We start from the raw sequence: 22,295 nt of genomic DNA, 5'->3' as shown, positions 1-22,295 counted from the left end.
TACTTGCGAAGCACATAGCTTGAGCACACCTGCACAAAGGAGCTAACCGCTAGCAGGGGCTTCCGATCCGACTGCCGACGATGAATCCCAGCAAATACATATCAGCTTGCATCCATTTAGCTTTTTCAGCCTCCTGAGGGAGACCAATTGAGATGATCGACGCATCGTACACTGAGCCAACGCTCGCCTCCCAAAGTCCCAGCTTGCCCGCAAACCTCGCAGATCGACATCGATCTCTCTTCTGAGCAAGTGACAAACTCACGGCACGCCGTATCACCACCAGAATAGTAAAACCGCAACCCCCCGAACTTTTCCTTGACCTGACGTACCTGAATCGGCGGCAGCTCAGGGTGAGCATCCATGTGAGTTTTCAGCGAGCCACACAGCTCATCGATCAGATTCAACCAGCCAGGCAAACACGCGATTTCGCGAAGAGGCGCGCTTGAAAAAAACTCCGGATAGCGATCGCGCAAGATCGGCAACAGATTTTCAACCATAGGTTTTCTCTACTCGCTTTATGGCAGCGGCTATTGCCTCAACAGCGGGCAAGCTCACATGCTTGCGCGCGCCTCGGCCGGCCAAGATGAAGATCGTATGTTTGCTTTCAAAAATGCAGCCATCAAAAACACGTTGAAAGTCGCTGAGGATGCTGTCGCCAAGCTCGTGTCTACTCTGGCTGTCGAATATCGCTGCTTGGGCATATAAGAGCGTTGCCTCAAGGCCCTGTGCTTTAATTTCACGATCTTGAGAGTCTGAGAGCATGACATCCATCAACATCCAACCTCGGACGATGCAAAAAGGCTTGTCTCCGAATGTATCAGCGGCCAGCTCGACCAACTCATTGTCGCCAAGCGTTGACCCCCCTAGGGGTTGTGCTGGCCCAAACAGCAGATCGCCTAACAGGTCTGTATCCATAACGCTTGTATTCATAATCTCGCTTTAACCTGTTATTCCCGCGAGTACCAGAACAGGAATCATTTTCCCGATCCCCGTCGATACCTGGATACCCCGAAAGCCTTTTTCGCGCCGCGTATCCTTATCCGTAGATCGCTCAGTGATAAATGCGGTTCATGTAGATGTTGCCGCCGCCAGGCGCCCAACTGACCACTACGTAGCAACTGCCTGCCATGGTTTGAAACAATGAATAACCGTCAACGAAGGTGACGTTCGTTACCCAGGACGTCCGCATACTCGCGCCCTCCCGAAACAGCCCCGTGCTGTCGCCATAGATCGTTCCCATCAATACGGGTGGACTGTCGACGGCTGCGATCAAAAACGCGGTAATGGGCATACCGAAATCCTTTTCCATCGCCAGAGCGACCTCTGCAGGAATGGATGTCCCCACCCAAAATCACCACGTCAAAGGCATTGGATATGGGTTGATAGGACGAAAACTCGTTATGCAGATCTGAGAGCACATGAAGCTTGATCAATGGCCTGATCTCGATTTACAGCTAAATTGAAAGAGCGAACACAGGGGCGGGACTGAGCTCTCGCAGAGTCTGAAGCCGCAAACTAACCGAATGATCCACTCGTATGAATATATACATTTGAGTGGATCATTACAATCACGGCATACAGGTCTGTTTTGACGGAACGGAAAAATGTCTGTGCGTACTGCATTTGCCGTAGCACTGAAGCTTTTGCGAGCAAAGCGTGGCCTCACGCAGGATGAGCTGAGCGAAAAGGTTGATCAATCGCATGTAAGCCGCATCGAAAATGAAAAGACCTCCCCCAGCCTCGAAGCCATCATTGAGCTCGCCAGAGTTTTGGAGCTAAGCCCTGTTGCCCTCATGGCGCTCGTGTGTGGCGCGAAAGACGAACTGAGCGCCGTCGATGTACTGAAGATCGCTGAAAAAGACCTTCAGGATATGGCGCTACTACAGGCTTCGATTCCACTGGAAATTGAAGAGACTCCTCACCCTCGCGTTACCGCTGCGGCAAAAATGCGAGAGGAAGTTCAAGCGCTCAAAGAACAAGGCCTTTCGCAGGCTGAAATCGCGAGAGCGCTGGGAATGGCAAAGACCACGGTTCAGCGTCATTGGCATCGTTCGAACTAAGCTTTTTACACTTTCTTGCTTGCGCCCTCACCCACCGACCAATCCAGGTCATCATCGAACCACTGCTATCCTTTGCAATCCATCCGAACGGAGTCGACTTATGGTTGAGCAATATTCCCTTCCCGACGTACTGGCAAAAATGTACGAAAACCAACTGGCGATCGAAGCCGCATTGATGGAGCTCATCCTGCTGGAGGAGCAGCGCGGATCATCCGAGGCTTGTGAGAATGCGCGCGTCGCGCTTGAAAGGATTGGCGAGAACGCCGGGCACATCAAGCAAGGGATTGCGAGGTTAGGCGGGATTGCGGAGTCTTAGTCAGACCTGGTTTACTTCCAGTCCAAGTCTGCCGTGGAAAATTTCAACGCCTGGTTACCCGACTGATAGAAGCTTGCCTCAATGACCACTTCGTCGACCTTACGCAGCTGACTTACGAATTTATTGTAGTCGGAAATGAAGATGTACGTCGTGCTGTTATCACTCGGCTCACTGGCAGAAAACCGTTGAGGCTTCCCATCTCCGAATCGAACGCTCACGCTGCAACCATCGTAGTTGTTGCATAGAAACTGCCCGCGCTCAACCTGAAGGATAACGTCCGATCCCCACCGAGGATGCTTTCGTAGTTCAAGCGTAGCCCGTTGTGCTCCAGCGTAAGGAAAACCGAAGGACAGCTTATTGGTCGAGTCGACCTCCGCTGTAAGCACCTCTTTCTGGGTCATTTCATCCTTGTGGGTACCGTAGCGCCACACCAGTCCCATCTGCCGTTGTTGGGCTTTGAGTGCGGCCGCCTCTTCCCCTGCTTTTTTCTTGGCGGCTGCCTGTGTGATCTTGGTATTGAGCTCCGTCAGCTGTTTTTTGTACCCGGCATTGTCGGGAGCCAAAGCGACCAGTTGCTCGTAAATCCTGGTTCGCTCAGAGAGATCGTCATCTTTGATAGTGCCGAGGCTATCGACGAGTTTGGTCTTTTTGGCCTCAGCAGCCATGGTCTTATTCTTGAGTTCCACCTTCACTGCGATTGCATCGATGTCGGCGTCTCCAAAACCTTTGTACTTGCGAACAACGTTCAGCGCCTCGGCAACCTTGCCCTGTTCAATAAAAGCGTTCGCCTCGGCCTGAATCGCAGCTTTGTTTGACTTGAGATATTGAGCAGTCTGCTCTCGCTCGGTTTGACGCTGTTGCTCGGCTTGTTGTTGCGCAAGCTTGCTGCGCTCGGCAGATTCATTGGACGTGGCAGAGGCGAACATCGTCATGTAGCAGATGAGTAGCACTCCAGAACCGATGACCTTCAACTGGACACCCACATCGACCCCAAGAACAGATCGAATACGCTGGTAAAAAGGCGGAATGAGCAATATCGCACCCACCAAAGCCGGCAGCGACACCAATGGATACCGCCAGACGCTTATGAGGAACAACCCCAGGAAAAGCAGTCCAAAAAACCACGCAATGGCGCTTCTGGCGAGGGTGACTGATCGTCCCCCTAAATCTGCACTTCCGATATCCTCGTCGGGTCGTAAAACAATGGTCTGCATAGGCTCATGCTCGACGAAAACATCGTCATGCAGCGGCAGGTCACTCGCAGGGGGAACCGTCACAGGCTCCGTACAATGGGGGCACCTTCCAGAGATACCGGCCTTGTTGTTGCTCAAGCGAATGCTTTGTTGGCAGTGTTTGCATGCAAACTCAATCATGGCCTTCCCTGGTTATTGAAACCTAAGCCTTAGCCTACGGCGGTGGCTCATTGCCAGTCAATCGCTCGCGCATTTAGCCAACTGATGATCCTGCGCGGTTCTCAAAGCGCGAGACTCGGCATCGTTGTGAGCTATGGTAGGTCGGTGAGCGTGGAATAAACTTCACATTAAGGCTCTGCGACTTCGGAAGCTTGTCTCCCCCATAAGTGCCGGAGTTTCAGTCGTAATAGCCACAACAACCCCGTCATTGCGACCTTGACGGACTCATCGATTTTCAGGGTTAATTCCCCTCTAGGATGTTAATGCCTCAGGAAGACCATGGCCCTCTCTCGAATGCCTCCACGCACAGACAGCCCTATAGATAGAGTCATTTCCCTTGGTGAAGGGTTACCAGCAATCCCAGAGCGACTGCTGTTAGCTCATGCGAGAGGTGAAGTTCTATTTATCGCTGGCGCCGGTGCTTCCATGCCTGCCAATCTTCCTGATTTTCGGACGCTCGTCATCGGCGTTTATGAAGTACTAGATCGAGCTGTCCACGCCCTAATTTCCACCTATAAACATGGTGATCCTGAGCCTTCCACAATTCACTCGCTCAGCTATCAGCAAGCAGCTGAGGTAAAGCGCTTTATCGAACGTGACTACGATGTGGTCTTAGGCATGCTTGAGCGCCGAATGGATCGGCATCCGGGTAGTACCAGTCAGGTACGTAAGACCGTTGCTGAGTTAATTCGAAAAGCGGGAGCGAAACCCGCTGATGTGCACCTCGCGTTGATGCGGCTCGCCGATCGTGGAGGTGCGGTAACGATCGTGACGACCAATTTCGATCTGTTATTGCAGGCAGCAGCGCCGAAAAAAGTAAGATCAAAGCTACCGACCTACTCGTTGGGAGGCATGCCCCGACCAGGGCGAAACGCTGAATTCAACGGCGTGTTGCACATACACGGCGCACTTGATCGAGACCCTACGAAGTTTTCAGATTTTGTAGTCACTGATCACGATTTCGGGGAGTTCTACCTCAGACGAAGGACGGTGCCGGACTTCATTTACGACGCTGCCAGGCTTTTCCACTTGGTACTCATTGGGTACAGCGCAAACGACCCGCCCATGCGTTATTTGTTAAATGCGGTGGCTGCTGACGGAGCTCGATTTGACGATCTGAAGGAACGCTTCACCTTCGTCGGACAAGCAGTCCCAGACCCTATAGCAGATGAGGATTGGAAAGGACGCGGTATTACACCCGTTAGCTATGACAGCAAGGATAAACATGCCGCGCTACGAAAAACACTAGATCGGTGGGCCTCCCTGTCTGCAGTCAACGGTGACCCTAAGGTTGTTGATTCAGAGGTGAAGCGGATCACGAAACTCAAGAGGAATGAAGCGATCGATGCTGACCGCGACCTTTTCGATCATTTAATCCGCCGCAGTGACAACACGACTCGAATAAGGCTAACCCGCCTTGCCAGTAAGGCGGGTGCCGATCTAGGTTGGTTGGATGCCATCATTGCCATTGGCACAGAGAAACTCTGAAGGATCCTTCATTGAGACAGCCCCTAACGAACCTTGACGAACCAGGAAAATTTGCAGCACGAACTGCGTTTGAATTCCTTAAAGGTAGATTGAGTAGTCCAGATACGGTCGAGTGGGCGCTTACATTTCTACCTCAAGACACAGTCAAGCGTGTAGCAATTCTAGATCTACTTGCAGCTCAGGAAGGTACCCGTTTGAAGGAGCCTTTCTTGAGTACATGGCGTTTGATTGAAGAAAGTTGGGCCGGTCTGGAGCAATCTGGATTTCCAATTGACATCTATCGCGTGCAAGAAAGACTAAAGTCGGGTGACAGATCGGGCGGGGTGATCGAGATGATAAATCGTCTTGTAGCACCACGATTAAAAGTTGAAGGCCGGGTGTCAACTGGAGCGTTTTTAAGTAAGAGAAAAAGCGTACGACGTGTTGATGAGCTATTGCATGCAAGCCTTACAAGTCCCGGTCTTATCGACCTCAAGGTGCTCCGCATCGACAGAGTGAAAGAGGTTGGATTTCTAACCCAACTGATCAATGCGCTGGATGGAAGCGTGCAAAAAGGTATGGATATTGCTAAGAGAATCGGCTGGGATGGCCAATCCAAATTATGGCGCTTGGGATCGCTCTACCGCGTTGAGTACACCGAAAAAAAGTCCATAAATGGAATTGGCGGAGACGAAGATCAATATCACGTCGGTATTGGGCCAGTCGTTAAGTTACTTCATGTAGTGGTCAAGCGCTTGGCAGAACTTGATCCCAGCGTAGCCAAACGAGTCGTTCAACCGTGGAAATCGATGCCAGATCCAATCCACCTGAGGCTCTGGGCGGCACTGTCAAAGGTAGGTTCGATTTCCACGCCTGCCGAGGTGGGTGAAAGATTATTGGCTTTGGCTGACGAGCAGTTTTGGAACGCTGCCGAATATCCAGAAATAGCCGAGTTGCGGGCGATACGGTTTTGCGACCTTTCAGAGGAAACTCAGGCCGAAATGGCGGTGCGAATTCGTAAAGGCCTCCCGAAACGTCTTATGTCAAAGAATATCCCGGCAGATAAGGTCGCGGCGTTCCGCTTACATAGGAGCTTGCTGGAATTCAGACGCATTGAGGTGGCCAAGGGTCAGCTATCAAAGGCCGTTCAGAACTGGATGGCCTCAACCATAAATCAGTTTCCAGATCTTATCGCAATGGATAGCGTTGACCATCACTTCCGGAAGTCCGCTGAGGCTTACTGGCATCAGGCAGAACCCGATGCCCAGTTCGATCATCTCTCGGGAGAAGCACGACTTAGTACCTTAGAAGCTTCGTTGAGCTCTACTCGTGGTGGATGGGATGATGATCCAGCAGAGCGTGCAAACGAATGGATTCGATTGGACGGAAACGTTGAAAAGTTGATCAGCGACTTCGAATCCATTCCAGGCGAAATTAGTAAATTCCCGCGTGTTTGGGATGCCTTCGGATGGCGACATGGGTCAGGCATGCGAGGAACGGCTACCACAATCAGCTATAAAAAACTGAAACAAGGTCGGCGTGTAATTTCACTGTTGCTGAGCTTGGAAAGGGAATCGGCACTGCAGGCCATTGAAGGCATTTCCAATTGGCTTTCGGAGTGGCGAAAAATTGTTGTGAAGTCCAAAAAGCTTTCAAAGATCTGGGCTCTTTTTTGGCCACTCGCAGTAGAGGCGACCAATGCTACGATCGATGACAGAGAAGAGATTGACCTAAATCTCATCGCAACCTCCAATGAGGAAGAGCCCTCTGACCTGGATACCTTGAACACGCCTGCTGGGCGACTCGTTGACGTTTTTCTCGCGGCATGCCCCCACCTGAATTCCCCGCAAGGAAAGTCGTTCTCCGGCAGCCCGGCCCTGAGAAAAATGCGCCGAAATCTAGTCGAATCCAACGGTCGATCAGGCTTGATTGCCAAACACAGGCTCATCGAGTGGCTTACCTACTTTTTACAAGCTGATCACGTTTGGACTGAACAGTACCTAATTGCACCTTTGGCAGAAAACGACTCTGCCGCTATTGCGTTATGGCGGGCCATCGCTCGACGCGTTCAATTCAAAGACACGCTTGCAATTATTGGCTTACAGCTTGTCGGTCGGGTTACAGATCTACGACTGGGACGTGAAAGCCGGAAATCGCTGTTGTCCAGCCTGGTGGTAGAAGCGCTGTATGCTTTTCTGGAGAAGCGAGAACCGTCTGTTCCATACTCCTCGATTCAACAGGCGATACGATCAGTTGAAGATGAGATTCGAGCTGAAGCCGCGAGGGTTTTAGAGCAGTTTGTAACGGATCTTTCTATCGATCCTGAGCCTGGAAAATCACCGTTTACGGTTGAAATGCTTTTTCGCGCAGCGGTACTGCCATTCCTCGGCACCGTGTGGCCTCAAGAACAATCATTGGTCACGCCAGGCAGCAGCGCGGCGTTTGCGAGGTTGCCCGCATTCGTTGGCGATGCCTTTGCCGAAGCTGTAGAGGCAGTAGAAAGGTTTCTTGTCCCGTTCAACTGCTGGTCGATGCATGACTACGGATTTTATGAGCGAGGGGAGGTTACTCTCGATTTTCCATTTGGGAAATCTCGAAAAGACGCTGCGGCTTTGATCAGATTGCTCGATGCAACAATCGCCAGCACAGAAGGTGCTCTGATTCCCATGGATTTAGTGCAAGCGCTGGATCATGTTCAAGCAGCATCACCCGAAATATCAACGACACCAGCGTTCAGACGTCTTGCTACATTGGCAAGACGCCGGTGAAAACAGTATTTTTACATTGCTTGGTTTAGTCAGAGTCATTAATGACTTGAGCAAGTCCGCTTATATGAACTCCCAGCCGAACCAGACGGTTGCATTGCCAGCATGATCAAAAGGAATACTGACGGCGACTACTTTCCGTAAGTCAGTCGTTACCTCTATCACCATCCGGGTTGTAGCTGCAGCGTGGTCAGTGCTGAAAAAAGGGTGTAAACGGCGTTTTTGCAAGATTCGTTATCGGAACATCCCGTATAAGACTACCCGATAAAAAATAACCTCAATGGGTCAGCTAACCCGTGACAACCTAGGACGGGGGTAGTAAAAATCAAACGTCCTAGACAGCCTTGTCCAGTGACACGAATGATAGGTACAACTACGCGATGGAAGAGCCAAAACCCTCTCTAACCAGAGTGATCAAGACTTTTTTGGAGAGCCTGCGCTTTATGCCGCCCGGTGGTTCTTGGCAATTTAGTACGGGCAAGAAAGCCGGCCGCATCGGCGGGTTTGGGCTGCAATTCTATGTAGACTTCGACAAGCAACGAGTCTCTGCTCTGCAGTTAATTCGCAGTGACCAAGCATCCATGCTGGACGGGAGTTTGGAGCAATCTATCAGCCTCCTTCAAAAATTCTTCGTCGAACATATTGAATTGGCCGGTGGAGGAGACCTGTTATTTGCGGCGGTTCGTCCTAGGTTTACGACAGTTTTGGAGTTTGTAGGCGACGGGGTGGTTCAGTTGCTCGCCCTAAAGCTCCCCGAGTTTTTGCGGACGCAATCTGAAGATCGTTTCTTCATGATCCCGATGCAGGGACTACGATGCATTGAAGTGATCAGCGATCCGTCATGCGTGTGGTGGCCTGCCACGCAAAACCTTGATTATCTAGCCGATCAGTACAGGTTTCTTCGGAGTGAGTTAGTACCTGGTCAATTTCCCCCGCTGAGAGACGCTCCGGGAAGGGTTCTGTTGGGCGCTAATGACTCTTGGCTAGGCTGCTACGCCAAAAACGAAGCCGCTGGTGAGTCGGCGCTAAGACGGATTGCGGGCGCGCTTTTTTTGGCTTTAGATCCCAATAAGGCATTGGCTATTGCAGCTGCAAAGCAGCCTGTGGGTCTTTTCTATCTCAGTGACGGTCACTGCACCCAGAAATCTAAAGCTTTTTCCCTTCCCTACTTATTCCAACCAGTTAATGTCACCTCCTCTACTACAGAATTCGTACGTACAGTCACAAGAGCGGCGGTTTCCGATTCCAGACTCGCCGTCATGCTGGAATGTTGCGGCGCTGCATGGACACTGCCAGAACGCGACCGCTTCATGCAGCTCAGCTCTGCGATTGACGGGCTGTTTGGTAAACAAGGTAGCGTAGGAAAAAGTATCCGTGAGGGCATCAAGACGCATGCGATTGGTATTGGAGACCCAGAAGAACGAGCGCGGCTGCTACTGAGCATTAGAAACTCACTTGTACACGGCGAAGCCTTCGACCTAGCGCACTGCAAGGACTATTTGACTTATTTGGAAAAGTTCGAAGTCTCACCCGCCCGAGACCAGCTATCGGTGTTACGGGCATGCGTATGGAGCTTAGCCAACAGTAGCGGCCCCTCTCAGATTTCATAGATTAACTAGGGGGGTTGAGTGATCGTTGAACGCTGGAAAATTTCGAGGCGAGCATGCGCCCTATTTGAACGTCAACGTAGATCACCCGGCTAGTTTTCAATTCAGCATTGCCTGAGCGCTTTCGGGCACAGTTGCCTGACGCAGCGATGTCGTACGAGCGAAGGTAATCCGGGGTGAGGATTCGGCAAACCGCGACCTAATCCTCTGGTGAAAAATGTAAAGACCGAAATAGCGCCGAAGGTATGCTTAAGTTCACTACGAAGCCGACTTCATTCCCCCTATGGTCTTCGTGGGAGTGGAGCTTACCGGTGGAATTTAACGACTGCAGCATCGAAATGGAGTTTTATGACTGAGTTCGTTGATGAATATATCCCGCTAGGCAGAACCTTCCGCGAGGTTGAGCTCGAACCCGGCGCAGATGACGATGCTGAGTTTAGGCAGTTGTTTCGCCGCGACGCAGCGCTTCGCTGGTCAGATCTTCTACACGAACATCGCGTGATCATTCTCTCCGAAGCGGGCTCCGGTAAGACGACAGAAATTCGCAACATCGCCCGTACGCTCCACCGGGAAGGCAAGCCTGCGTTCTTTCTCAGAATTGAACACGTACAGCACAATTTCGAAGACGCTTTTGAAGTGGGCACGCATGAGGAGTTCTCAGCATGGGCGCAAACGGGAGAGCAAGGCTGGCTACTACTTGACTCAGTCGACGAAGCACGCCTTCGAGACCCAAAAGATTTCGAGATAGCGATCAAAAAAATCGGCCGACTGCTGAGTGCCGTCATCAACCAAGTACACATCGTCATCACCGGACGAACAGCTGCGTGGCGCGCGAAAACTGACCTGATAATGTGCGCAAACTCTTTTCCATACGCACAAGCCGTGAACGTCGTCATTGAGCAGACGCAAGCGCAAGAGGGACATGTGACTGCTGAGGTCGGGCAGGCAAAAGGTAGTCTGTCTGCACCGTTCCGGATATTCGCACTGGAGGATCTCCATGGTGATCAGGTCAACAACTTTTTAGTCGCCAAAAATGTACAAGATCCCGCCGCTTTTTTACGTGAGGCTGACCGTAAAGATGCTCTATTGCTGACGACCCGGCCCCAAGACCTTTCCGAACTGGTCGAGTTCTGGAACGTTCATCAAGGCATTGGTTCTCGCTTGGAGCTCATGCGCAACAGTATTGAACGTCGCTTAAAAGAACATGACCAAGATCGGGAAGATGTACGACCGATGACGGCCAAGCGATTACGCGAAGGTGCGCAATTAATCGCAGCTGCAACCACACTGGGCCAGCAGTCATTTATTCGGGTACCTGATGGGTCGAAAAATGCTCAGGGCATTTCCATCTTGGATGTACTCATTGACTGGGATGGCTTGGAGTGCGCCACACTTTTGAGCCGACCAATCTTTGAACAAGGCATTTATGGTGCTGTCCGCTTTCACCACCGATCAGTACGTGAGTATTTGACGGCGCAATGGCTACATGAACTACTCAAAAAAGACGCTTCGCGCGTTCAAATCGAACACCTATTCTTCCGTAAGCAATACGATATTGATGTGGTAGTACCGACAATGCGGCCTGTACTTTCCTGGCTTGCACTTCTCGACGGACGCATCCTCTCTCGGCTCTGTAATCTGGCACCGGAAGTTCTATTCGAAGGCGGTGACCCCAGCCAATTACCGCTCGAAACCCGCCGCTCCATTTTGCGCCAAGCTTGCGAGCAACTTGCTCAACCCGCACATGGACGTACGCTCACCGATTTTTCAGCAGTCAAACGGTTCACCGCCGCCGATCTCACCGAGGATATCAATGCACTGCTCGTCCAACATTGCGAGGATGAGAATATCACTTGGTTTTTGCTTCTTATGGTTTGGCACGGCCAGATCATCGGGGCCGCTGCACAGGCCAAACATTTCGCACTGCACTCCCGTGCGGAATACACACGAATTGCGGCGTTCCGCGCAATGTCTGCCGTGGGCTCCCAGGAAGACAAAAAGGAAGTGCGTGCGGCAATCCTGCAGGAAGCTGATGAGCTCAATCGCAACTGGCTCGCTGAGTTGATCCTTTGGCTTTCACCGGGTGATGACGCAGTTGATTGGTTACTGGAAGCGGTAGAGCGCGCAGCTCCTGAGCAGCGTTACCATGTCGACAGCCTTACCCGGGCTGTATCCACGCAAGTATCGCAATGGCCACTGCCTTTACTGACACGCCTTATGGCAGGGTTCAGTTCTTTGATGAGTAGGCTGCCCGCCCTGGAGATGGTTGATTGTAGTCTGTCGGAGCGCTACGCCTGGCTGGTAAAACCCGCAGCTCAAATAGCGCTTAGCATTGTCGAAGCGCAGGACATGAGCGCCGTCGAACCACCACTCTTAACAATGCTCTGCCAGATTCCGACCATCGAACACTATGGCGAGCTGGATTTGCGCGACATTGAAAAAGTTATACTCAGTCGCGTGGCTGATTGGCCAGAATTTAATTTTTTACTGTTTTGGCACGATGTTGCAAAAGCGCGTGAGGCTTGGGCGACGCGGGAGGGAACGACACAGCGCATATCCATCTACTCACAGATAGGCGTTTTTGGTCATTTATGGGCGATGAATACCGACAGTTTTGACAGGGCGTGCAAAGATATTGCTCAGCGCGAACTGCTCGATGATAAAAAAATCGCATTAACCTTGGCCTTCTCGCTGTACCGTGAAAACGACCGCCCTGACGAGTGGCTGAAACAAATCGAGCAACAATCTGAGCACCATGAAGAACTCAGAACGCTGCTCTCTAACCTGATTCACCCACCAGTAGACGAACTGCGTGATTTCAAACGACAGCAAGCTCATTGGCGGAATAAAGCAGATCAACAAATAGCCTTGAGGGATGAGCAAAAGCGGAAGTGGAAAGAACATCTGGACGCCAACGTCGATGCCCTACGCAACCCGAAGGTGCTGGGGGAAATGACGAGTGATCAACACTACTTGTCTGAGCGATTGCGCGAGAGCCCCCACAGCAATGATTTATGGAGTGAGGGTAATTGGCGCGTACTGGCTCCAGAGTTTGGAGAGCTGATTGCAACAGCCTTTCGCGATGGGGCGGTTAACTTCTGGCGTCATTACTGTCCCCTGTTACGATCGCAAGGCGCACCAGCAAACTCGACCCCCCACAGCGTCATCTTCGGACTCATGGGCCTCTCAATTGAGGCGCGAGAGAACCCACTCTGGCTCGAAACACTCTCGCCAGCAGAGGCGCAAAGAGCGACACGCTACGCGCTTCATGAACTCAATGGTTTTCCAGGCTGGCTACCTAAACTTTACGAAGCTCACCCGCAAGCGGTGACCGATATCGTGTTCAACGAGATCGATTATGAACTCGTGACTCAGACCACAAACGGGGTGGACAATTATGTGCTCTACGATGTCAGTTGGAGTGGCGAATGGATGTGGAATCAACTGGCACCCCTTCTCTGCACGCGCCTGAAGAGCACGCCTAAAAACACCGCACAGTTACGCCATATGTTGAACATTCTCCAAGGTTCATCGCTGGAGAACCAAACACTAGCAACGCTCGCGGCACGAAAAGCAAAAGCTACCAAAAACCCAATTACAGCACCTTTGTGGTTCGCAGTGTGGGCGGGTGTCGATCCGTCAGTCGCCATCGCGACGCTCGCGGCGCGCTTGGTGGCAATGAAGAACGATGAGGATAAGACCAACTTTGCGATGCATTTCATCACTGCGCTCGTCGGCAGTCGACGCGAGCGGCGCGTTGCACGGGCGGCATACCGTACTGTCGAGAACATGAAAACCCTGTATCTGCTAATGAACCGCTACATCAAGGAGCAGGACGATCTCGAACGCGCGAACATGGGCGTATATTCCCCAGAACTTCGAGACGACGCTCAGGACGCCCGCAACGCGTTGGTTTCTTACATTCGTGAAACACCCGGCAAAGAAGCTTTTCTGGCGCTGATGGAAATCTCTCAGGCTCATCCGGCAACAACTGCACGGCCTTGGATGGCATTCCAAGCCAAACAAAAAGCAACACTGGATGCTGACTTATTGCCATGGTCGCCCCAGCAAGTTCGCGATTTCAATGATCGTCTTGAACGTACGCCCTCCAACAATCGTGACCTCTGGGATCTAGCGGTCGATCGACTGCTCGATTTGAAACATGATCTGGAGAATGGGGACACCAGCATTGCGATGCTTCCTCCAGCCTAAACCGCAAGAAACCGAAATACGCAATTTTATCGGTCACTGGTGCCGCGAACATTCAGCTGGTCGGTACGGCGTTCCGCAAGAGGAAGAATTTGCCGACGGCAAACGTGCAGACCTGCGTTTCCATGGTCAGGGATTCGATGGGCAAGTGCCGATCGAACTCAAAATCGCGGACAAGTGGACGGGCCCGCACTTACTGGAGCGACTGGAAATTCAGCTCTGCGGGGATTACATGCGCGATTGCCGATCCACGTATGGAATTTTCCTGCTGACCTACCACGGTACAGAGAACAAACAAAACTGGGAGTTGCTCAATGGGAAAAGCGCCACAGGTATTGAGGCTCTTGTTGATGAGCTTCAGGCTCATTGGGCGACACTCTCGCCGCAATTCCCAGGAATCGAAGATATCAGGGTGATCGGTATCGACCTAACCAAGCGCGGCATCGACGCAAAAAAGTCCGCCACTAAACGATCGGGTGCTTGATTTCGTCAAACAAAGTAGGAGATCCGTGTAGTCATTAATGTGTATCGCCTGAGCCCTTCACTTGGATGTTTATGACACTGTCATTCTTCATCTGGATCGACTGCCACTGCTTCGGCAATATCATCCTCCCCGGTGTGATCACTGGCTGGCTTTGCGATAATTTCTAGAGCTACAGGGATGTCGAGCTGATCGATTCGATCGACTGCAGCCTGCAGGCTTACCTTGCTAAAGAAAGGTAAATCAAGGTCGCCGTTCCTATAAGGCTTTCTCATGATTCCGTAGACGACGGTGTAATCCGAACGTCGGACACGAGCATCAGCGATCGGCAATAGGGCAAGCATACTTCGGCGGCGCTCTTGGACGACTACACGCAGCTTTTTTCGGAAATCGGCATCACTGACTAATGCCTCCGCACTCACAACCCCTTGCGCCCAGAGGTGGCTGATAGGCCCCGAGGAGTGTCCATCTTTGAGGTGGATAAATTGCTTGGCATCTGAGAAAAAGTCACAGGGTTCGATGTTCGCATACCGAACTCCGCGCGGATTAATTTTCACCTGATCCAGGCACAAAAGATCTGCACGGCTCTGGGTGAGGTGAGCGATGAGCTCCCGCTCATTCTGACACTCAGTCGGCCCAATGATATTGACCTTCGGAATCTGAGCGAAGCGCTCTTCAACTTGCCGCTTAAAGTCACGCTCAATGCAGTACCAGGAGCCAGAAAAGAGCACATAGCTGTTCAGAGCTTGCCCCACCCTTAGCGACGTTTCAAACGTAAAGCATTGGTACACCTTCCAATGCTCCTTAAACGTCTCCGAGGAAGCCGCCTTTGTCCTGACATAGTGTTTTTCGCGTATCTCATCAATTGTGCCGTCGAAGTGACAACGATTGAGCTCCGACACGTAATCTTCGATTGAGAGACTGTGGAAGTCAGTGCCCCCGCTGCCGAAACCGTTGTAGTGCAACAGGTTGCCTTCTTCGTAATTGACCACCTCAGGAGGAGCCATGTGCAGGGCGCTTTCCCTACCATTTCGAAGCGCCCCCAAAGCATTGAATAGCTTGAGATCCAGCTCCCCGAGCGTTGCCTTATCCCGTACGACCTGCATATTGTCGATCCAGGAGAATCGCTGCTTGTAATCATTAGAGCCGTACACAGTGAGAATCTGCTCGCATTTAGCCAACAAATCATCCGAACCCACCTTGCAGGTGATGGAAAGACTGTCCCGGCCGGCTAGAAATCTTGCGAACAGTGTATCCGTCGGGGTGCCACCCGCAACGCGAGCCAAATCACGAAGCATATCGACCCCAAACTCTTGCAGGTCACTGTCTTTACTGGCTTGCACACGTTTCTGGAAAGTGACGGCATCTGGTGTCGCAAGATCAAGCGTGCGCAGCCCATCACGAGGTACTGAGTTGAGAGTAACCTTCAACCCAAATTGACGCTCAAACGCATCATCCTGCAGGGCCAAATGAATGTGTCCGAAGCAAATCGCCATGGTTCTTACGCCGACAGGCACGAACACAACAGCCCCCGCCCCACTGGCTAGAAGCCGATCGGACTGCGCACCCGCCTGCTCCTCGACGAACGAGACCCAAGAAGGCCTACTGGAGTAGATCTGTCCTATAAATAGCTGCGCACCTTCGATCCCTGGCCATTCGCTCCGCCTGAGCGTATTACGTCGCCCCTCAGGAGCATATTCCTGCTTAAGGGCAGCATCGGCCGTAGAATCCTCACGTAGCAACCGTACGGACAACGTCCTGACCTTCTCCGGATTTGGCAACTTGATTCTCCATGCACAGAGACAAAGCCATCTTGGGTTCGCCTGAGTAGACGATAGCCATGAGCTATCACTCTGTCGAATGCTCCCAACCGATCTGTATTGCCTTTATTCAGTTATGCTGCCTCCGACATTCCGCAGCACGCGGCTGTATTGGAGGTTGCGCGTATCATCTACGGGGCCTACCGACAGGTTGTGGTGGGCTATCTGCCTGAGCGCAATACTCCCTCACTCACTCAGTCAGGCATGCACGTCGCTTAGCTGGTAAGATGCGCGGCGTTATTACTTAAGAGGATTGTTTCAATGGCCACTAACCGCTCCCAGCGTCTGCGCAAAAAGCTCTGTGTAGACGAGTTCCAGGAATTGGGCTTCGAGCTGAACCTGGACTTCAAGGAAGACTTGGCTGACGAGGCAATCGATGCATTCCTCGACGCATTTCTGAAAGAAGCCATGGAAGCCAACGGTCTGGGCTATGTTGGCGGCGACGACTACGGTCTGGTTTGCCTGCAGAAGCGTGGCTCGGTCAGCGCTGAACAGCGCGCTGCCGTTGAAGCCTGGCTCAAAGGCCGCACCGAGCTGACCAGCGTTGAAGTCAGCCCGCTGCTGGACGTGTGGTACCCGGAAAAGCCGATCAATCCGGTAGCTTGATGTTCAAAGGGCCATCCATCGCGATGGCCCTTTTTGTTTCTGGCTCGGGACGAATGCATTTCGTTGTCAAATAGAGCCCCTCTGGTTCTCCTCGCATTAGTCACCTCATCGTTTAAACGCTTTTCCGGCCACCCTGTCAGCTATCTCGCCTTGCGCGCACAGCACCTTCGGATCAATTACCGGCTGCCGTGAAAGTTGGTGACTAGCTTTTCAACTCTTCCCCCGCCTCCCCCATTCAGAAACAGCCGTTTGTCAAGCATCGCTTGCAAGACGGGCTGGGAACACCGCGATAGCTCCCTACTCGCAGATGGCTGGAAATCGAAGCCGGGGCGATCGACATCTTGCGATCTTCAGCCTTTCCAATCCATGGCTGGAATGCCAAGAGCGGCTTCTCTGAAGCAACGCCAAACTTCCATATCAATCGCTTGCAGCAGCACGCCCGGTCAGTACACTGATGGCTCATTGCCTGCTGCGAGTCAGAGCGTTCCACGCAGCCGGCTGTGCCATTTGAGATTCAGGAGTCCAGAGGGAAGTCGGCTCCAGACGCATGAGGGGTTTGTATGGGTATAAAGATGGATCACGCCTTCGACCAGAATGGCATTCGATGGGAAGCTGCTACATATGCGAAAGGCATGGGTGCGGAGCCTCTGCAGTGCAAATGCGGCACACCAGTCGCCCACAACCCTCCTTATCCCAAAGAAATGTATGACAAGCCTGTTTTTGTCCAAGGCTACTTCCGTCTCTACCCCAAAGGTGCGCATGCGTCGAACTGTCGCTTCGGGGTTGATGAGAAAATTACGGAAATCGCGAAGAACTCAGAAGACCTGATCGAAAGCATCCAGAACAATCGATACCGCATGCGCCTAGTCATGATCAAGGAAGCGCTGGAAAGAGGTGCCAACCCCACACCTGAGGACGGGGACGGAACCAGGGCCAGAACGGGCAAAACCTATACGCGCAATCCTGGCTTGCTGCCCGCCTACATCAACTCTGCCAAAAGAGCCTTGAGGCTTCGGTCTCTTTGCGACAACGACCATGACATTGAACAACATTTAGAGCTGGTGTTTGAAGGCAATGTCAAGGTTGCCTGGAATCAATTCTACTTCGAGCCTGAGCGTCATATGGAAGCGCACTATGCGGTATCGAATAACACCGCTCAGCATCCGATCGCCATCCAAGGCATCGTTGGCGGCATGAAGCCGGCAATTAATGGCAATAAAACTCAAAACGTCCTGAACATTCAAATGAACAAGTTCCGACCCAATCCCAATGACCCATCGAACGGCATTGGGCTGGAGGTGAGCATTTGGGCGCGCGATGTTGCGTGGCTGCAAGGTTTCAATAAGGGCGATGAGATTGTCGTACTTGGAATGTGGAAGCACAGCACAAAGACATCGCCTGCTCCAGAAGGCGGCCGCTACAGCACATTCACTCGGCGTCGCTTGAGTCTTACGTTAGTCCTAAAGACACAAGTCTCCAAAATCGAAGAGTAGATGCCGTGCTGCCAATGCAATGAGGATAGAAGGCAGGGCCAATTAGATAACCACATTAAGCAGGTTAGAGAGAGCGAAAATGCCGGCCATCACACAGTTAGTGCTGCAAAACTTCAAAAGCTTTTCTGAGTTGACTCTCCTCTTTGATGCCGGCACCAACGTGCTGATCGGTGATAACGAAACGGGTAAGAGCAGCGTTTTACTGGCTCTTGATCTGGCGCTCAGCGCAAGCCGAAGTCGCGTTGAGACCATTGGCTATGAAGCCCTGCTCAATCAGGCTGCGGTGAAGAAATTCCTGGCGGGGCCGGCGCGCCTCGACCTGCTACCAGAAGTCATCGTAGACGTCTTCCTTGAGGATGGCGCAGATCAAGGCTTGTACGGGTATCAGAATCTTGTGGGAACCGACAGCGACGGTTTGCGCATGTCGATCGTGCCCCTCGTGGAGGAATTTGGCCCTACGATTCTAGAGCTGCTGCACACTAACAAGGAGAGCTTCCCGTTCGAGTACTACACCGTGCATTTCTCGACGTTCTCGGGTGCTCCGCATGTCAGCTACAGGCGACCGGTGAAACATCTGCTGATCGATAGCTCCCGAATCGATACCGAATACGCAGCCCGGGAATACACGCGAACTGTGTTCGGATTCCACACGCAGGCACCAGATCGATATCGTCTCGAAAATCAGTACCGTCAAGGAAAGGAAGGCTTTCAGAAAGACAACCTGAAGGCTCTTAACGAAACGCTGGGCGACTACCAGTTTGCCCTCAGAACCAGCGTGCGCTCGAACCTGGAGACAGACCTTGTCATCACCAAGGACGGCATTCCGATCGAGAACCGAGGCAAGGGGGAACAGTGCTTCATAAAGACCAACTTTGCGCTGCAGAAGCACGACGCCAAGGGCGGCCTACACGCACTGCTGCTGGAAGAGCCTGAGAACCACCTGAGCCATACGAATATGAAACGGCTCGTGGAGCGGCTCACGCGTACCCAAGGCACTCAACTTTTCATTGCCACTCACAGCAGCCACATCTGCTCCCGTCTTGATCTTCGTCATGCGCTGCTCTTGGGTACAGAGCAAAAAGCCGGACGGCTGAAGGATCTGACAGAACCCACCGCCGAATTTTTCATGAAGGCACCGGACAACAACGTACTTGAGTTCGCGCTCTCGAAACGCGTCATCCTGGTCGAGGGCGATGCCGAATTCATCCTCATCGAACACTTCTACAAGCAGCATGCTCAAGGCAATACCCCGCAGGCCGATGACGTCCACATCATTTCCATCGGCGGTACCAGTTTCAAGCGCTACCTGGAGTTGGGCAAGCTGCTAGGAATCAAGGTGGCTGCGATCCGGGACAACGACCGTAACCACCAGCAAAATTGCGTTGAAAACTACAAGGAGAGTCTCTATGGCGGCGCTCAGATTTTTGCTGACGCTAACGATGAGCGCTCGACGTTCGAAATCGGTTTGTACCTGGACAACCAGAAAACGTGTGACGATCTGTTTGGCAAGGAACGTAAAACCTTGACGGTTCAGGAGTACATGCTCAAGAACAAGGCAGACGTGGCATTCGAGTTGCTCACGAATAAAGCGGGTGATCTGATCGCTCCTGCTTACATCCAGGAGGCGATCAAGTGGATAAGAGCGTGATCTTTGCGGTGGCCGGATCCGGTAAGACCAGCCTCGTGATCGAACGTCTTAGCCTCGACCAGCGCGCGCTGATCATCACGTACACGGAAAATAACTACCGCCATCTGCGCAACAGGATCATTCAGAAGTTCGGGACAATTCCATCCAACATCACCCTGATGACCTATTTCTCGTTCCTGCACGGATTTTGTTACCGCCCGTTGATGCAGCTGAAGATAGGCAGCCGAGGTTTGACCTTCAGGCGCCCGCCAAATCGCCAAATCCCGTTGACCGACATTGCACGTTTCCGTGACGGCAGCCGTAGGCTTTACCACAATCGCTTAGCGAAATTTCTGCAACTGAAAGGCTGCATACCCGCGATTCAGGCTCGCATAGAGCGCTTTTACGACTGCGTTTATGTCGATGAGGTGCAGGATTTGGCCGGCCACGATTTCAACCTGCTGTTAGACATTTCCAAGGCCAAAGCGAATATGACCTTCGTTGGAGATTTCTATCAGCATACGTTCGACACGAGCCGAGACGGCAGTGTTAACAGCACACTGCATGACGACATGGTCAAGTACGAAAAACGATTTCGCGACGCAGGTGTCGCCGTCGACAAGGCCACCCTCGGTCGCAGTTGGCGATGCGCAACGTCAGTATGCGAGTTCATCAGCGCCAAGCTGCAGATCGTGATGGGCTCGCATGTGGAGCGTGCCAGTGAAATCGTCACGGTCTTGGAACAAGCCCAAGCCAATGCTCTGCACGCCGACCCTTCGGTGGTGAAGCTATTCCTGCAAGAGCATGGCAAGTACGGTTGTTACTCGCAAAACTGGGGAGCGAGTAAAGGCATGGATGACTTCCAAGACGTCTGTGTCGTCTTGGGCTCGGAGGCATGGAAACGCTACCAAAGCGGAAAATTGCACGAAGCCAAACCCCAGACTCGAAACAAGCTATACGTGGCGTGCTCGCGTGCAAGAGGCAATCTATTTTTCGTTTCAGATAAGCTGTTCAAGCCATTCAAACAGAGTCGGTGATGGAGCCCTGACGTACTAGCTCCGCCACCCTGCCGACCACTCAAGAGTTTTCGAACAGTGGAACCCACTCTACAGAGCGTCCTGCCCATTCGACCGTGCCTTTACACCACAGGAGCGGCAGGCTGGCCTTAGGAATCGAATGGCCAAAAGCATGGGTTAGGCCCAGTCCATTCATGCCAAAGCAGCACTTCTCACGCTTGCTTTCGGGCCACGGACTCCAACCTTTAGCCTGCATGTCAGCAAGGTAGTTGTCGAACAACTGCTGCCCGACCTCCTTGCAGAAATCGATAGCCAACTGTTTCTGGGGCAACGAGCCAAAATGGCTAAAGAAATGAGGCGTAATGTCGACCGGATCCGGGCCATAATTTTTGAGATCATTGACATCAAAGGCAGGATCCGCAATGTTCTGGAGCAGTTGCGCAGACGTAAGGTTTAGCTTTTCAGCGCTGAAAATCGTGATATTGGCTAGGCCTTTCTCACTCAGGTACCGGTTGATCATCGAAACGCCGTAGTCCGTCGTTACGCCATAAACCAGCGTTAGGGTCACATCTTTCAGCAACGCCGGATCTTTTAGCGCTTTGGTTTTTTCTTTAGCAGTCCGGTTTCCCAGAAGACTCTCGAACACACCCACAGCCTCGGTTCCCGTCCACAAACCATCCTCGACCATGACAATATTGCCACCCGGATGCTTTTCGATGGCATCCGTCAGGGAGTCCAGTATTTCCAGCCCTGGAAGTCGCTTCGTCAACAGGTTGGCGATAACCTCTCCACTCTTGATAGTTCCACGACCATCCTTGTTGTAAACGACTGAATCAGCGTGGGGAAGCGGAGACTCAACGAAACGACGGCCCAACTCATGTGGAGCAATCAGTACAGTGTTGGCAAGAATCGCGTCAGCCACCCAAGAGAATTTTCCAAGCTTGCCAAACTGCCCTTTCCAGGCAGAGAGCGAGTTGACATCAATGAGGGAGTGGCTCCACGCCCCCAGAAGCTTCGACGCAGCCGTATTGATGGAGAGTTCGCACGAACCCAGGATGTTGGCCAACTCCGGTTTCTTCGGATCATCAGGGCGCAAGACCTTGGCCAACGCTTTACCGCTGTAGATCTCCAGCTTGATATTTTGCGGCTGCAGCAATGTCTTTAGGCTCAGCTTTCCGGCGAGATCTGAGGTCGCGCATACCGTATACCCTTCAGAAGCATTATCAGGACGCTTTGCCTGCAGAGCTGTCTGTATTTCCAGGTAGATCCGCCCTGTTTCGATATCCAGCGTCAGATCGACGTCAATGATGCGAACGAACTTATCGACTACAGCCGGGTGCCCATAGACTTGAACAAGCTCTTTGATTTTCGGGAGATGCCTGGTCTCAGCCAGAATAAGCAGCGGCCGCATGTCAG

The 22,295-nt window shown here is 52.2% G+C and carries 17 protein-coding genes; 11 read left to right on the top strand and 6 right to left on the bottom strand.

Features of this window, described 5'->3' with window-relative positions; all coding sequences use genetic code 11:
• Positions 1-125 precede the first annotated feature (125 nt).
• From ACA075_RS10110 to ACA075_RS10100, 3 genes are all read right to left on the bottom strand, one after another.
• Positions 126-497 carry a hypothetical protein gene (locus tag ACA075_RS10110; protein WP_497298332.1) on the bottom strand — a complete coding sequence of 124 codons (372 nt, stop codon included), beginning with the start codon at positions 495-497 and terminating at the stop codon, positions 126-128.
• Complete coding sequence (locus ACA075_RS10105; protein ID WP_497298331.1) at positions 490-915, bottom strand: DUF6957 family protein; 426 nt, start codon at positions 913-915, stop codon at positions 490-492. Before ACA075_RS10105 ends, ACA075_RS10110 begins: the two co-directional genes overlap by 8 nt.
• 136 nt (positions 916-1,051) lie before the next feature.
• A complete protein-coding gene (locus ACA075_RS10100) occupies positions 1,052-1,291 on the bottom strand; it encodes a hypothetical protein (RefSeq protein WP_497298330.1) in 240 nt (79 codons plus the stop codon).
• Positions 1,292-1,604: 313 nt separating this feature from the next.
• Between ACA075_RS10100 and ACA075_RS10095 the strand changes: the two genes are divergently transcribed.
• Positions 1,605-2,060, top strand: a complete 456-nt coding sequence (locus ACA075_RS10095) for a helix-turn-helix domain-containing protein (protein WP_497298329.1) — start codon at positions 1,605-1,607, stop codon at positions 2,058-2,060.
• 100 nt (positions 2,061-2,160) lie between these two features.
• Positions 2,161-2,376, top strand: coding sequence for a hypothetical protein (locus tag ACA075_RS10090; RefSeq protein ID WP_497298328.1), 216 nt, complete (start codon positions 2,161-2,163; stop codon positions 2,374-2,376).
• Between the two features lie 11 nt (positions 2,377-2,387).
• Here the strand turns inward: ACA075_RS10090 and ACA075_RS10085 are convergent, their stop codons facing one another.
• Positions 2,388-3,749 carry a hypothetical protein gene (locus ACA075_RS10085; RefSeq protein WP_497298327.1) on the bottom strand — a complete coding sequence of 454 codons (1,362 nt, stop codon included), beginning with the start codon at positions 3,747-3,749 and terminating at the stop codon, positions 2,388-2,390.
• Positions 3,750-4,214: 465 nt separating this feature from the next.
• Here ACA075_RS10085 and ACA075_RS10080 point away from each other — a divergent pair, with 465 nt between their 5' ends.
• From ACA075_RS10080 to ACA075_RS10060, 5 genes are all read left to right on the top strand, one after another.
• Positions 4,215-5,276, top strand: a complete 1,062-nt coding sequence (locus ACA075_RS10080; RefSeq protein ID WP_497298325.1) for an SIR2 family protein — start codon at positions 4,215-4,217, stop codon at positions 5,274-5,276.
• Between the two features lie 209 nt (positions 5,277-5,485).
• Positions 5,486-8,023 (top strand): hypothetical protein, encoded by a 2,538-nt coding sequence (locus tag ACA075_RS10075; protein ID WP_497298324.1) that lies wholly within the window; start codon positions 5,486-5,488, stop codon positions 8,021-8,023.
• A 377-nt stretch (positions 8,024-8,400) separates the two neighbouring features.
• Entirely contained in the window at positions 8,401-9,630 is a 1,230-nt protein-coding gene (locus tag ACA075_RS10070; RefSeq protein ID WP_497298323.1) for a hypothetical protein, read from the top strand.
• 345 nt (positions 9,631-9,975) lie between these two features.
• The gene (gene hyoA / locus ACA075_RS10065; protein WP_497298322.1) at positions 9,976-13,839 is read left to right on the top strand and encodes an NACHT domain-containing antiphage protein HyoA; all 3,864 of its coding nucleotides are present in this window, start codon (positions 9,976-9,978) and stop codon (positions 13,837-13,839) included.
• Positions 13,802-14,320, top strand: coding sequence for a hypothetical protein (locus ACA075_RS10060; protein WP_497298321.1), 519 nt, complete (start codon positions 13,802-13,804; stop codon positions 14,318-14,320). The genes hyoA and ACA075_RS10060 overlap by 38 nt, the downstream gene beginning before the upstream one ends.
• An 80-nt stretch (positions 14,321-14,400) precedes the next feature.
• Here ACA075_RS10060 and ACA075_RS10055 read toward each other — a convergent pair whose 3' ends face one another.
• Complete coding sequence (locus ACA075_RS10055; RefSeq protein ID WP_497298320.1) at positions 14,401-16,098, bottom strand: DUF6119 family protein; 1,698 nt, start codon at positions 16,096-16,098, stop codon at positions 14,401-14,403.
• Between the two features lie 300 nt (positions 16,099-16,398).
• On the opposite strand from ACA075_RS10055, the gene ACA075_RS10050 reads away from it, so the two are divergent.
• The 4 genes from ACA075_RS10050 to ACA075_RS10035 all read left to right on the top strand — a co-directional run bounded on the left by ACA075_RS10050 (position 16,399) and on the right by ACA075_RS10035 (position 20,900).
• Positions 16,399-16,743: a YggL family protein gene (locus tag ACA075_RS10050; RefSeq protein WP_007971486.1), complete on the top strand. Its 345-nt coding sequence runs from the start codon at positions 16,399-16,401 to the stop codon at positions 16,741-16,743.
• 572 nt (positions 16,744-17,315) lie between these two features.
• A complete protein-coding gene (locus tag ACA075_RS10045) occupies positions 17,316-18,236 on the top strand; it encodes a hypothetical protein (RefSeq protein WP_497298319.1) in 921 nt (306 codons plus the stop codon).
• A gap of 79 nt (positions 18,237-18,315) precedes the next feature.
• Positions 18,316-19,884, top strand: coding sequence for an ATP-dependent nuclease (locus ACA075_RS10040; protein ID WP_497298318.1), 1,569 nt, complete (start codon positions 18,316-18,318; stop codon positions 19,882-19,884).
• A complete protein-coding gene (locus ACA075_RS10035) occupies positions 19,869-20,900 on the top strand; it encodes an AAA family ATPase (protein WP_497298317.1) in 1,032 nt (343 codons plus the stop codon). Before ACA075_RS10040 ends, ACA075_RS10035 begins: the two co-directional genes overlap by 16 nt.
• Before the next feature lie 40 nt (positions 20,901-20,940).
• Here ACA075_RS10035 and ACA075_RS10030 read toward each other — a convergent pair whose 3' ends face one another.
• Positions 20,941-22,290, bottom strand: coding sequence for a phosphoribosyltransferase-like protein (locus tag ACA075_RS10030; protein WP_497298315.1), 1,350 nt, complete (start codon positions 22,288-22,290; stop codon positions 20,941-20,943).
• Positions 22,291-22,295 lie beyond the last annotated feature (5 nt).

Source organism: Pseudomonas sp. LBUM1663 (assembly GCF_059695905.1).
This window is presented reverse-complemented; position numbering and strand designations above follow the sequence as displayed.